Source organism: Chryseobacterium arachidis (assembly GCF_900129245.1).
In the GTDB taxonomy this organism is placed as follows: Bacteria; Bacteroidota; Bacteroidia; order Flavobacteriales; family Weeksellaceae; genus Chryseobacterium; species Chryseobacterium arachidis.
In genome coordinates this window covers 49,970-62,785 of sequence record NZ_FQUT01000009.1, presented here as the reverse complement: position 1 = coordinate 62,785, position 12,816 = coordinate 49,970, and the positions used below count along the sequence as shown (strand labels likewise).

Here is a 12,816-nt window from a genome sequence, read left to right as displayed (position 1 = left end):
TCACACCACATCACAAAATATTAAAATTATGGAATTTCAAAAAAATCTTTTAGAATATATCAGTCAGTCTCTTTTAACGACTGATGAGACGATTTCAGTAGTCGAGAGTGTAACTTCCGGTTGCTTGCAGCTTGCTTTTTCTCAGATGCCCAATGCATCACTTTTTTATAAAGGCGGAATGACAGCGTATACACTGCCCGAAAAAGTAAGATTACTGAATGTAAAAAGACATGAAGCAGAAGACTGCGACTGTGTTTCTGAAAATATCGCCGAAACCATGGCACTGAATGTTGCCAAACTGTTTGAAACAGACTGGTCTATTGCTACCACAGGTTACTGTACGCCTATCCGTAATTCGTCTTATAAAATCTATGCCTATTTTTCTTTTTCTTATAAAGGGGAAATTGTATTAACCAAAAAATTAGAACTTCATCCCAAAACCCAGGCTCTGAATGCTCAGCTGTATTATACAGAATTTATTTTGGGCTGCTTTAAAAGTGAAATTAATCAAATGCTGATCTTAAAATAAATCGTATATTTAAGAAAATATCAACATCACGGGATATATGGGAGAATTAAAGTTAAATGGTAAATCTGTACTCATTACAGGAGCCGACAGCGGTATTGGAAAAGCCGTGGCCTTACTTTTTGCAAAGCACGGAGCCAATATTGCGATCATTTATCATTCAAATAAAGAAGATGCAGAACAAACACAGTCCGAGATCGAAAGCTTAGGCAGAAAATCTGTTATTTTCAGGGGAGATATTAATGATTATGAATTTTGCGAAGAAGTGACTGAAAAGGTAGTTGCAGAATTCGGAGGTATTGATGTTCTCATCAACAATGCCGGCGTACAGTTTCCTGCCAAAAGTATTGAAGATCTGAAAGAGGAGAATATCCGGAAGACGTTCGACTCCAATATTGTAGGAATGATCTTATTAACGAAAGTGGTTTTTCCTTATCTAAAAGAAGGTAATTCTGTAATCAATACTACATCGGCAGCAGCCTATCAGGGACATCCTGAATTGTTGGATTATTCCGCAACAAAAGGGGCAATTGTATCTTTTACACGATCGTTGGCATTACAGGCAAAACCCAAAGGAATCCGAATCAATGCAGTGGCGCCGGGGCCTGTAGCCACACCGCTAACGGAGAAAACATTCGGAGAGGAAGAAGAAGATACAAGCAAACCGCCTTTCGAAAGGAATGCATCTCCTGAAGAAATAGCCACAAGCTTTCTATTCCTTGCCAGTGACGATGCCTCACAAATTACAGGTCAGGTCATTCATCCGAACGGTGGCTTGATCGTCAACGGTTAATAAATAACAGACACCTTAGTTCCTTCATTTATAAACTATCGAACCCATACGTTTTTGTATGGGTTATTTAATTATAAATTTCATACAATAAAAGTATATTAGTTTAAAAAAATCTCCGATAACGAAAAAAAGCAGTGAAAATTTTCACTGCTTTTTTCGTTATTCATTTAGATCAAACGGTTGCGGTTCCTTCAACACCGTCGGAATTGTCTGTAGTATTTCCGGTAACTGCTGCTGCAACAAAATTAAAGAGACTTACTAGCTTTCCTGCTTTTGTATCCCAATAATAGGTTTCCTTCGGTTCTACGCGGATAATTGATACCGTTGGGTCATCTTTACCGTCCTCAAACCAGGCTTTTGCCATCGGCGACCATTTATCTTCAATTGTAGTTTTGTCTTTGTAAATGGTAGCTTCTCCATAAATGGAAAGATATTGATAATCCGAATTATTCATAAAGAACAACTGAACTTTACGGTCTTCTTTAATTTCAAAGTTTTTGTTGCTGGTGTCGCTGCTGATAAACCAAAGATTTCCTTCATTATCCGTTTCCTGCAATGTCATTGGTCGGGAATTGATCGGGAGTTTATTCAATTCTGTACAAAACATACATATTTTTGCACTTTCTGACAGTTCTTTGATTTTTTTGATCGCTTCTAAATGCGTAAGATTTTCTGTTGACATAATATTATATTTTAGTGATTGGTTTTGAATTAAAATAGAATTTAATTACTGTTTACCATTCAAAAACCCGACCACAATTAAAATATGATGACGAATTTCTCCTCAATAAGGATAGTTTTTCAGAAGATAAATTTTTATGCACTGATTTCCAGTCTTTCTTGTTTGTGTTCGTTCACCAGACTTTTATAATATTCCGAAGGCGTTTTACCGATTATTTCCTTGAAATAACGATTGAATGAGGATTTTGATTTAAAACCTGCCTCATAAGCGAACGATAAAAAATTAATGTTTTCATTTTTTTCGATAGCTTTTTCTACCATATTTTTGAAATATTCGATGCGGTATTCATTGATGTAGCGGTAGAATGGTTTGTGTTTGTAGCCGTTCAGCATTTCGCTGATCTGGTATTTATTAATCTCTGTTTTTAAAGCCAGCTGATCAAGATTCAGTTCGCAGTCCCGAAAAAGTTGTTTCTGCTTTACCGACTGATCCATTTTTTGCCAAAGCTCGCTGAATTTTACTTCGTAATCAATTGTATTTAATGCCAATTCTTTTTCGTTAAAATTTTGATTTACCGATATTTTAAAGTTGCCATCTGTTTCATTTTCAGTTATTTTAATATTCTCTGTATTTAAACTTTTTCGGACAATTAAAAGGCAGATCACCAACAGTAAAAAGTAAGCGACTGTTCTTATGGAAACATTAATCAGATAATTTTCTTCGGGATACAGATAAAGTAAAGCTTTAGAAGCAATAACTCCTAATTCCATTAATAGAATGCAGTAAGAAATTCTTGTAATGATATCGTATTCAACCTTTTCAAAAATTTTGAATTGAGCTTTACTAATAATGAAAAGACTTCGCAAAGGATAATAGAGATTAACGGTAAATAAAACAACCAGACTGAAATCATTATACAGATCAAGCAGTTTTTGGTCAACACGGTTTAAGACGAAAAATACAGACGACACCGTAAGATAGCCAATCATCAAAATAAAAAGCGGAATAAAAGTATACCATTTTCCTGCAATGGAAAACTCTTTTTTGGTCTTGCTTAAAGTATATAAATAGATCAAAGGTCCGTAAGAAGCACCAATAAAGGTATTCATCTGATGCCTGATACTTTCGTCCGGTATAAAATTAAAAATAACAAACTTAATCGTCAGGTGAACCGCGATTGCCGAAAGAAGACAGATAAAAAGATAGCTGGAGGGTGATTTCTGCTCTTTAAACTGTAAAAGCCAGAGCGCTACCAATGCCTGAAAAGCGCCGAGTATAACAATATATTGCATTCTTCCTTTAGGTTTTCACAAAATAAATGCAAAATTCGCATTTTATCATTCTTAGGGCTGTTATATATCTATTAAAAATTATATCAGCGATTTAATATTGAGTTCATAAATAAATAATAAATAGTTTAATTGATTTAAAGAGCTGAAAGACAATTATTTAAAAGTGTCAAAACAACGAGTGATACGTTTTGTACGATGATTTTTTGTGTCGGACGAATAGAAATTGCCTGCTTCCCAAATTTGCAGAAAAAATAAATCTATGAACAATTCCATTGGTTTTCCAAAAAACAAGTCAAGAATAATTCAGATATCTGCGTTTTTTTTAATGGCTTCTTTGGGAACCATTCATGCACAGACGATTAAAGGAACGGTAGTGGGTAAAACAAACGGCGCGCTTCCAGGAGCCAATATTTCGATTGTAGATGCTGATGCGAAAGCCGTTTCGACATTGGACGGAGATTTCAATATTCTTGCACCAAGGTTAGGAGAAATCAATATTAAAGTTGAATACTTAGGGTACGAAACAAAAATTTTTCCGATCATTATTAAAGAAGGAACCAACGATATCGGTTATATTACAATTGCCCCTGAAGAAAAGCAAAGTAAGGATAAAACAAAAGATATTGAACAGGTTGTGATTTCAAGACCGAATGCTTTAACCCAAGCAAAAGCTTATGAAATCAAGAAAAACAACAACGCCATCATGGAAGTTATCGCAGCCGACGCAATTGGAAAGCTTCCGGACAGAAACGCTGCTGAAGCAGTGCAGAGAGTGCAGGGAGTTGCTGTTGCAAGATATCATGGTGAAGCAGACCAGGCAACCGTACGAGGAACTCCTTTTGCGTGGACTTCCGCTTTATTCAACGGAAACCGTCTTCCCAGTGCGAATGTTTTAGGGAACAGGTCTTTCGTTTTGGACGTTGTACCTTCAGAATTGATTCAGTTTGTGCAGGTTTCAAAAGCGGTAACTCCTGATATGGACGGTGATGCCATCGGAGGAAGCATCAATTTTATTACAAGAACCGCTCCTGCCAAGAAAACTTTGAGTCTAAGCGGAGCAGGAGGGTATAATACTTTTTCTCAGAATGCAACCTATAATGGATCAATTGTTTACGGAGGCCGCTTTTTCAAAAATAAATTAGGGGTAATTCTTTCCGGAGCAATCTGGGACAGACAGTGGGGAGCAGATTCTTTTGATGTTACGTACAATACAGCTGCAGCCAGTGATGTTGAAAAAAGATCCATCAGTACCATCATGATGAAAAGGTATATGGGAACAAGACGTACGATTGGTCTGAATGGCGGCTTGGAATATAAATTTAATGCCAACAACAAAATTTATTTCCGTGGAATGTTCAATAAGTTTGATGATATCCGCCCAGTTTACGAATCGTATGTGGATTATAACAACAGCCGTTATCAGTATAATTTCAGGTATTCTCATTATCAGACGGAATTGTACGGAATGGAACTGGGTGGTGAACATTCTCTTTCTAAAAAACTGAGTTTGGATTGGATGTTAAGCGATTATCAGGCAAAATATTACCTGGATACTCCGCCTACAAGCGAAATTAAAGGACTTCCGATTGCCACTTTCAGACAAAAAATCACGGGCGGATTTACCAATCTTTCAAATGATGGAAAACGGTATTGGGGATTTGATTCACCAAACGGAGTCGGAGGTGAATATTTAGATTACAGCTCTGATACAGCCAATCCGAATGAAATTATGAGTGCGGATAAATTATTGCTTTCCCAATTAGTTATTGCAAAATTAGACAATAATGAAAGAGATAAAATCGCAAGATTGAATCTAAAATATGATATCAATTCTAATATTACCCTAAAAATCGGAGCAAAATACCGTGAAAAAGACCGAAACAGTACCTACGGTTACAATGCAGTTTATATTCCCAATGCTGCTTTAGGTGTCCCGAATTCTCCGGCTTTGCTGGCTTTGTCTCAATTATCGACCACTGAGGCGCCACAAGGAACAACTTTCCTGAATGGCATGAACGGCAATTACAGTACGTACATTATGAATCCGCCGACGAAAGATCAGCTTTTCCAGATGTATTCTCCAGCTTTTTTACAGCAAAACGGTTTCAGGGATGTTTCAAGTGCAGAAACCAATGCGACGAGCGTTTACACGGGGGAAGAAAATGTTTTTGCGGCCTATGCAATGGCAGAAATCAAGGCAAGTGATAAATTTAAAATCGTAGGAGGTTTTAGAAATGAAACAACAAGATTAAGTTTATACGGAGCAAAAGCAACAAAAGAAGGAACGCCTGCAACAACTGTCATCAGCCCATCAGTGGTGGAAAGTAATTATAATGCTTTTCTGCCGATGCTTCATTTAAAGTATAATTTTTCGCCAAAAGCAAGTTTAAGATTTGCCTATACAAAGTCATTTATCAGACCTAATTTCGGAGATATGTCGCCGGGTTCAAGCATTGACAATACCACAACTCCAAACAGAATTACGAGAGGAAATCCTGATCTGAAGCCCACTTTCAGTCACAATTTGGATTTAATGGGTGAATATTACTTCAACAATATAGGCATTCTTTCCGGTGGTGTTTTTTATAAAAAGATTTCAGATATTGTATTCCAGGATACTTCCATTACGAATCTTAACGGAACGGATTATATGATTACTCAGGCGAAAAACCTTAAAGACTCTAATCTTCTTGGTTTTGAAATGGGAATTAATAAACGTCTTGACTTTTTGCCAGGTTTCTGGAACGGTTTCGGAGTAGAATTTAATTATACCTATATCGACTCTAAAGTCGATGTGGCAAGAACAGATACAAGTGGAAATTTAATTACAACAGACAGAACTTCGCTTCCGAATCAGTCTAAAAACCTTTTCAATGCAATTCTTTACTACGAAAGCAATAAAGTAATGATTCGTCTTGCTGGAAATTACAGAGGGAAATCCATTGAAACCATTAACGAAAAGCTTGGACCTCAGTATTATATCTGGTCAGATAAAAACTTCACCCTTGATTTTTCTGCAAGCTACGACATCAGCAAAAAAGTTAAATTATTTATTGAATTAAACAATCTAAGCAACGAGAGCCTAAGACTTTATATGGGCGACAATAAAAAAAGAGTTACATCCAACGAATGGTACGGAAGCAGAGGGCAAATGGGAGTTCGCTGGCAAATATTTTAAAATTTATATATGAAAAAATTAGTATTAACAATGGCAATTATTGCTTTCGGAGCAACAGCAAATGCGCAAATTACAGACAGCCTTCGTCGTGTAGTAAAAATGGAAGGCGCCTACAATTTCAGGGATACAGGAGGTTACAAAACTATTGACGGAAGAGAAGTGGCACTTGGAAAAGTGTTCAGAAGTGATGCGATTGATAAGTTATCGGATAAGGATTTAAAAACTTTTAAGGATAAAAAAATAGTGACGGTGGTAGATTTCAGAGGAATTGAGGAAGCAAAAAAAGCTCCGGACAGACTTCCGCAAAACACCAATTATCTTCTTTGTCCGGCGGGAAGCAACAATCTTCCGACGGCACAGGATATGGCAAAATTTCTAAAAGACAAAAACTTCCTGTTTGATATGTATGGCGAGGGTGGCCTTCCGTATTTCGGGGAAAGATACAGATCGTTATTCGTTCAGCTGTTGACTTTAAAACCGGATGAAGCTTTGCTTTTCCACTGTACGGGTGGACGTGACAGAACCGGAATGGCCTCGGCATTATTTCTGAAAATTTTAGGAGTTCCACAGGATATGATTGAAAATGATTATGTAGCTTCCAATTATTATTTAGCTAAAAATCCGACCATGAGAGGAATGTATTCAGGTTTGTCTAAAATGTCGGGAATGACGGAAGCGGAAATCAAACAGCAAATGGAACTAAGACCGGAACTCATCAGGAATTTCTTCAATGCGATCAACAAAAAATACGGAAGTGTAGAAAATTTTTTCCAGGTTGAAATGGGAATCGGACCGAGAGAAATTGCGGTTCTGAAACAGAAATATTTAAAATAAAAATCAATTTGCTTCGCTTGCTAATTCTTTCAAACAGCATCCTCATAAAATTCATCATGAGCGAAGCAAAACTGATTTTCACAATACTCAGTTAGATTTAAATAGAATAGGCTGTCTCAGATTGAGATGGCTTATTTTTTCTCATCAGAGATTTTTAAATCCAAGCTTTTCTGTAAATCACTCCACGCTCCTCCGTTATGAACTTTTTTAAAGCCTTTTTCCTTTAAAATATTTTCCACTTTTACGCTTCTCAAACCATGAGAGCAAACGGTAATGTAGATTTTATTAGGATCAAGTTCTGTGTATCTTTCACGGATTGTTCCTAAAGAAATGTTCTGAGAACCGGCGATGTGACCCGTTTCAAATTCTTTTTCCGTTCTTACATCGAGAATAATGGCGCCATTTTTTATCAATTTATGTAAACCATCATCTAAAGTTTGATATTTATAAACCCTGTACACGACATAAATGGTAAGAATGATTCCGCATAAAATTATTAGACTCTTCATAGTTTGCTTAAAATTTTTCTGTCAATATAAAATGTTCCAAACGGGATAATGCAGGCTAAAAGCACTTTCCAGGTTATTTCTTTAAACTTCCAATTCTGTTCGACACCGACGCTCAAAGTGTTGAATAAAAAAAGTAGAAATAACGACCCGTGAATCGGTCCCATCATTTTTACAAAAGCCGGATTATCAAAGCCGTATTTTAACGGGACTGCGATAAATACTAAGGTTAATAATGATATTCCTTCAAGAATCGCAATAATTCTTAACCGTCCGATTTTAGTTTTAAATAAATTAATCATAATTATCTGAAATAAGGTCTGTTAGCAAGAGGAGAGAATGGCCACGGAATGGCTATAAAAATGATAATCAAAGCAATGGCATAATAGATCAGCATTGTTTTAAACTTATCTTTACCAGTTATTTTTCGTTTCGAAACAGATGAGCCAATCGTAATTAAAATAATGGAAAAAAGCATTAGAAAAATGTGAATTAATCCAAAAAATAAAAGATCAAACGACTTTTTAGCCTCATCAAAATTGTTCCAAAAGTACTTAATGATCGGACTTTGAGAATATAAAGTAATTCCCAGAACCAATTGAATATGAGCAATCGTTGCCGTCCAATGCCTCACGGAATTGTCTGTTTTTGAGAATTCTTTATTTGAAAAATATCCTTTGTAAGCCCTGAAAATCGAGAAAATTAGACTCAATAGAACCAACCACAGAAAAGTAGAATGCAGAAAAGTCAATGTCTGATACATCATTAATTTTTTTAATAATGAGACAAAGGTAAAACAAAAACATACTAATTAGTATGTTTTTAATCAAAAAAATTATTTCAGGGTTTCAAAATACGACTTAAGTCCTTTTAAATAAACAAGATAAATGGATTTTGAATTCTCTAATTTTCCTAAATTTCTTACTCCCCAATAACCAGACAGTACAAAGACGGCAACTTCTTTTGCCTCAACATCAGCTTTCAACAAACCTTTTTCTTTGCCTTTTTCAATCGCTTCAATCATTGTGTTTTCCCATTGTAAGGAAAGTGTATTCAAAGCCTTGGTAAAATCAATGTTCCAGGGCGCCATTTCCTGGGTAAAGTTGGAAGCCGGACAGCCATATTCAACCTTTAGCGTGTCGTTTTCCATTAGTAAATTATACATTAAATCATAAATTGCATCTAACGGATTTACAATATTTTGAAAAGGTTCAATGAAAGTATTTTTGAAGTTGGGAATCATAAGTTCATTAATGATCGCTAAACCCATTTCGTCCTTCGTTTTAAAGTGATAATAGAAGGCACCTTTTGTCACCTGAGTCGTCGCAATAATCTCATCTACACTGGTGGTCTGATAACCATTAGTGTAAATTAATTCAAATGCTTTTTGTAGGATGTCTAAACGGGTGGCTTCTGATTTTTTCATAAAAATACCGGTTGGTCTTTTTACAAAGGAACGATAAATTATTTAAACAAAAAAGGAGCTGCTCACAACAACTCCTTTCAAATTATAAATTTAAGGTATAATTTTCTCCGCCTTTAGTTTTTCAAACACCTCAATGAAAGATTTTTCCGTATTCTGATATTCGTTAAAACCCAAACTTCGGCTGTTTGTCATGTCGGTCATTACTTCAAGCGGTCTGCCCAAATCAAGATCAGTATGCCATGCTGAAGCTAATCGCTGCAAATTTTCTTCTTTTAATTGATACTTTTGTGCAATATTCTTCCAAATCTCATGATCATTTTCCATTTCTTTTTCCAGAGGCCTGATAGTGTCTTCAAAACCGACAGCTTCAATTCCGAAATAATTTGCAAGTCTGTACCAAAGCCATTTCCAACGGAAAACATCCCCATTTGCAATATTGAAAGCCGTATTTTTCGCAGAATCTGTTGTGGAAGCCCAAACCAATTGTTTAGCTAAAATTCCCGCGTCGGTAACATCGGAAAGTCCGTTCCACTGTTCAGAAGATCCCGGCCAGATCATTTTTCTTCCGGTTTCTTTGCAAATACTCGCATAGACTGCCAATGTAGAAGCGATATTCATGAGATTTCCAACGGCATATCCCACAACGGTATGCGGTCTGTGAATGCTCCACGTGAAACCGTCTCTTTCCGAAGTTTTATACATTTCATCTTCCTGTGCATAATAAAAATTAGGCAGCGGAAGTCTCGGCTGTTCTTCTCTCAAAGGAGTTTCAGGAAGCTTTCCTTCTTTTGCATAGGCTTCGAATGGTCCTAGATAATGTTTCAAACCTGTTACCAAAGCAACATGTTTTACCGATTTTTTCGGAGAAAGTACATCTAATAGATTTCTTACCAAAGCACTGTTTACACGAATATTTTCTTCTTCCGTATCATTTCGCATCCATGTTGTAAAATAAATGTGAGTAGGAGAGGTGCCCTCCAATGCGTTTTCCAGACTTTGAATATCCAGCAAATCAGCTTTTATCGGGATTAAATTTTTAATTGTATCGTTTGGATTTCGGGACAATCCATAAGTTGTCCAATCTTGTGAAATCAGCTCTTCTGCGAGATTACTCCCTGTAATTCCGGTAGCCCCGACAACGAGTGCAATATTTCTGTTTTCCATAATGCTAAAGTTTATTTTACAAAACTATGGAGATAGGAATTCATATCACTTGACCTGTATCACGCATTTTTCTTGATCTGGATCAAGTTTACTTCAGTGAAATCTTTTTACGGATTCTGCTCACCGTTTCAGGCGCCAAGCCAAGATATGAAGCGATAAGATTATGCGGAATTCTTTGGATAATATCAGGGTTTTTCTGAGCAAATTGAGTATACTTTTCTTCCGCAGTAAAGCTGTTGGAAACAATCAGTCGATAATCTTTGGTAACCAGACTGTTCTGATATAAAATTCTGAAATAACGGTCCATTACAGGTATTTTCAGCATCAGATTTTCATAATCTTCCCGGGTAATCATCAGCAATTCAGTTTCTTCGATGGCATCAATGTTTAAAACCGCTTTTTCCTGATTGATAAAGCTGTTGAAATCGGAAATCCACCAGCCTTCAAAAGCAAACATATTGATATGCTCCGAACCTTTTTCATCCAAAAAATAAGACTTTAACAACCCTTTGCTTACAAAAGATAGATATTTGCAGACATCTCCTTCCTGCAGCAAATATTGTTTTTTCCGAAGTTTTTTAAGCATAAAAAATGATTGCAATTCAGTTTTTTGTTCTTCGCTTATATCAACTTTATTCTGAATATGGGAAAGGAGCGTATCAAACATATCAATAAAATTTCGTTCTAAAAATAAATTTCAAATATCCGTTATTTATCATACTTGGATTTTAACCACGAAGGGCACTAAAGATTTCACAAGGAACACAATAGTTGTAAGCTTTGTGGATAACCTCAGTGTACATGGTAAAAAAATAATCATGATTACAGAAACAACATTTAATTATAACCTATTGCGGACAATAAGAAATAAATCAATTTGTCGTGATTAATATTTTTTACATAATTTTTTCACTTCTAAACTGGCTCGGAGATACATGAACCTGTTTTTTGAAAAATGAGCTAAAGTGTGCAGGCCCCTCAAAGCCTAAGCTGTATGCAATCTCTGAAATGGCCCACGAACTGTGCTGCAGCATGATTTTAGCCTCTTTCAAAATCCTTTCGCTGATGAGCTCCGAAGTGGTTTTCATCATGGTTTCTTTCACCGATTTGTTGAGATGATTTACATGAACCGACATCTGATCTGCAAAATCTGAAGCACTTCTCAGCCCAATCCCATTAATCGTATTGCTGATCGGAAACTGACTTTCAAGTAAATTCAAGAACAAGGAAGTGATTCTCCCGGCTGCATTTACTTTTTCTGTTGTAATTTGTGTTGAGGGGCGAATTTTGAGAGCAGCAAAAATAAGCTGGAAAATAAGGTTTTTCAGCGCATCATCTTTGAAATCAAATTCAGAAGACTGTTCTTTCTGCATCTGTACGAAAATATTTTCCAACATGAATTTTTCTTCTTCTGTGAGTTCAAAAACAGGATAACCATCCGGCTGGAAAAATGGATATTTTTTAATATGGCCGAAACCTTCGGTAAACGATTCTGTAAAAATACAGCTGTAACCCTTCTGTTCACCGGAAATGGCTTCCCAATCATAAGGAATCAGCGGGTTGGCAAACAGGAGACCATGCTTCAGGATTTCAAAGCTTTTATCGGCGTAATGGATTTTGCTGTTTCCGGAAACCAAACAAATCTTAAAATAATTTTTCCTCCCGAAAGAAACGGCTGCATTGCCTTCCATCTGCTTCTGTTTTTCAATGGCCAAAACATTAAAATGTTCTTGATTATCAGACAAATCAAAAGTTTTCAGAAAAGGACGGTTCGCATAAAATTCTTCCAGTGTTTCAGGTTTTTTCATGACCAGATTTTTGAAATATCTTTTTATTTTTTCAAGCATAACAAATGTAGTATAAATGGATAATAAATCGTCTACAACAGACATAAATTAAAGAAAAAGCCACAATCTGCTGAGATCATGGCTGTTGTATATTTTACTGATTCACAAAATTGCTGAGCGGCGCATTGATGGCCTCCATTGCGACCAATGGATTCCAGAAATCAACATATTTCAAGATTTTACCATCATCATTGGTTGTTACCACAGAAATATACTGCTGGTTGTAAGGTTTATCGGTACTGATGGCTTTTCCGTTGCTCGTAAATTCGGCAATAACCACATTTGGGCTTTCGGTAGCATGAAAATGCAGATTTTCAAAACTGACTGAAAAATGTTTTGGAAAGTTCTGCATATACTCATACAGCTCTGTTTTTCCTATTACCTGTTTCGGGAAATCCGCAGGTCCATAGGGAAATTCAAGAATCCCGTTTTCTTCAAAAAGATCTACCCATTTTTCGATCTCACCCGAAGAAAGAAATTCTAAATGATTTTTGAATGTTGCCTGTGCTGCATTTCTGATTTGTTCTTGTGTACTCATAATGTTAAATTTTGTATTGATTGTTGTTTT

The 12,816-nt window shown here is 36.1% G+C and carries 14 protein-coding genes; 4 read left to right on the top strand and 10 right to left on the bottom strand.

The genetic code is table 11. The annotated features are described in order from the left end of the window. Positions 1–28 precede the first annotated feature (28 nt). Complete coding sequence (locus BUA89_RS15235) at positions 29–529, top strand: CinA family protein (RefSeq protein WP_072959874.1); 501 nt, start codon at positions 29–31, stop codon at positions 527–529. Positions 530–566: 37 nt separating this feature from the next. Continuing rightward, positions 567–1,319 carry an SDR family oxidoreductase gene (locus BUA89_RS15230; RefSeq protein WP_072959870.1) on the top strand — a complete coding sequence of 251 codons (753 nt, stop codon included), beginning with the start codon at positions 567–569 and terminating at the stop codon, positions 1,317–1,319. A gap of 172 nt (positions 1,320–1,491) precedes the next feature. On the opposite strand, the gene BUA89_RS15225 is transcribed toward BUA89_RS15230, so the two are convergent. Together BUA89_RS15225 and BUA89_RS15220 are read right to left on the bottom strand one after the other, a co-directional pair. Further along, positions 1,492–2,001: a pyridoxamine 5'-phosphate oxidase family protein gene (locus BUA89_RS15225; protein ID WP_072959867.1), complete on the bottom strand. Its 510-nt coding sequence runs from the start codon at positions 1,999–2,001 to the stop codon at positions 1,492–1,494. Between the two features lie 134 nt (positions 2,002–2,135). Further along, a complete protein-coding gene (locus tag BUA89_RS15220) occupies positions 2,136–3,293 on the bottom strand; it encodes a helix-turn-helix domain-containing protein (RefSeq protein ID WP_072959864.1) in 1,158 nt (385 codons plus the stop codon). Positions 3,294–3,552: 259 nt separating this feature from the next. On the opposite strand from BUA89_RS15220, the gene BUA89_RS15215 reads away from it, so the two are divergent. Further along, a complete protein-coding gene (locus BUA89_RS15215) occupies positions 3,553–6,471 on the top strand; it encodes a TonB-dependent receptor (protein WP_072959860.1) in 2,919 nt (972 codons plus the stop codon). 9 nt (positions 6,472–6,480) lie between these two features. Beyond that, complete coding sequence (locus BUA89_RS15210; protein ID WP_072959857.1) at positions 6,481–7,305, top strand: tyrosine-protein phosphatase; 825 nt, start codon at positions 6,481–6,483, stop codon at positions 7,303–7,305. 131 nt (positions 7,306–7,436) lie between these two features. On the opposite strand, the gene BUA89_RS15205 is transcribed toward BUA89_RS15210, so the two are convergent. From BUA89_RS15205 to BUA89_RS15170, 8 genes are all read right to left on the bottom strand, one after another. Then, positions 7,437–7,814 (bottom strand): rhodanese-like domain-containing protein, encoded by a 378-nt coding sequence (locus BUA89_RS15205; protein ID WP_072959854.1) that lies wholly within the window; start codon positions 7,812–7,814, stop codon positions 7,437–7,439. Next, positions 7,811–8,113, bottom strand: a complete 303-nt coding sequence (locus tag BUA89_RS15200) for a DUF3817 domain-containing protein (protein WP_072959851.1) — start codon at positions 8,111–8,113, stop codon at positions 7,811–7,813. The genes BUA89_RS15205 and BUA89_RS15200 overlap by 4 nt, the downstream gene beginning before the upstream one ends. A 2-nt stretch (positions 8,114–8,115) precedes the next feature. Then, the gene (locus tag BUA89_RS15195) at positions 8,116–8,577 is read right to left on the bottom strand and encodes a hypothetical protein (protein ID WP_228420571.1); all 462 of its coding nucleotides are present in this window, start codon (positions 8,575–8,577) and stop codon (positions 8,116–8,118) included. 69 nt (positions 8,578–8,646) lie between these two features. Further along, a complete protein-coding gene (locus BUA89_RS15190; protein ID WP_072959844.1) occupies positions 8,647–9,237 on the bottom strand; it encodes a TetR/AcrR family transcriptional regulator in 591 nt (196 codons plus the stop codon). 90 nt (positions 9,238–9,327) lie between these two features. Further along, positions 9,328–10,401 carry an SDR family oxidoreductase gene (locus BUA89_RS15185; RefSeq protein ID WP_072959841.1) on the bottom strand — a complete coding sequence of 358 codons (1,074 nt, stop codon included), beginning with the start codon at positions 10,399–10,401 and terminating at the stop codon, positions 9,328–9,330. Positions 10,402–10,489: 88 nt separating this feature from the next. Beyond that, positions 10,490–11,068 carry a Crp/Fnr family transcriptional regulator gene (locus BUA89_RS15180; RefSeq protein WP_072959838.1) on the bottom strand — a complete coding sequence of 193 codons (579 nt, stop codon included), beginning with the start codon at positions 11,066–11,068 and terminating at the stop codon, positions 10,490–10,492. 229 nt (positions 11,069–11,297) lie between these two features. Then, positions 11,298–12,209, bottom strand: a complete 912-nt coding sequence (locus BUA89_RS15175) for a helix-turn-helix domain-containing protein (RefSeq protein ID WP_072960298.1) — start codon at positions 12,207–12,209, stop codon at positions 11,298–11,300. 133 nt (positions 12,210–12,342) lie between these two features. Further along, complete coding sequence (locus tag BUA89_RS15170; protein WP_072960295.1) at positions 12,343–12,786, bottom strand: nuclear transport factor 2 family protein; 444 nt, start codon at positions 12,784–12,786, stop codon at positions 12,343–12,345. Between the last annotated feature and the right edge of the window lie 30 nt (positions 12,787–12,816).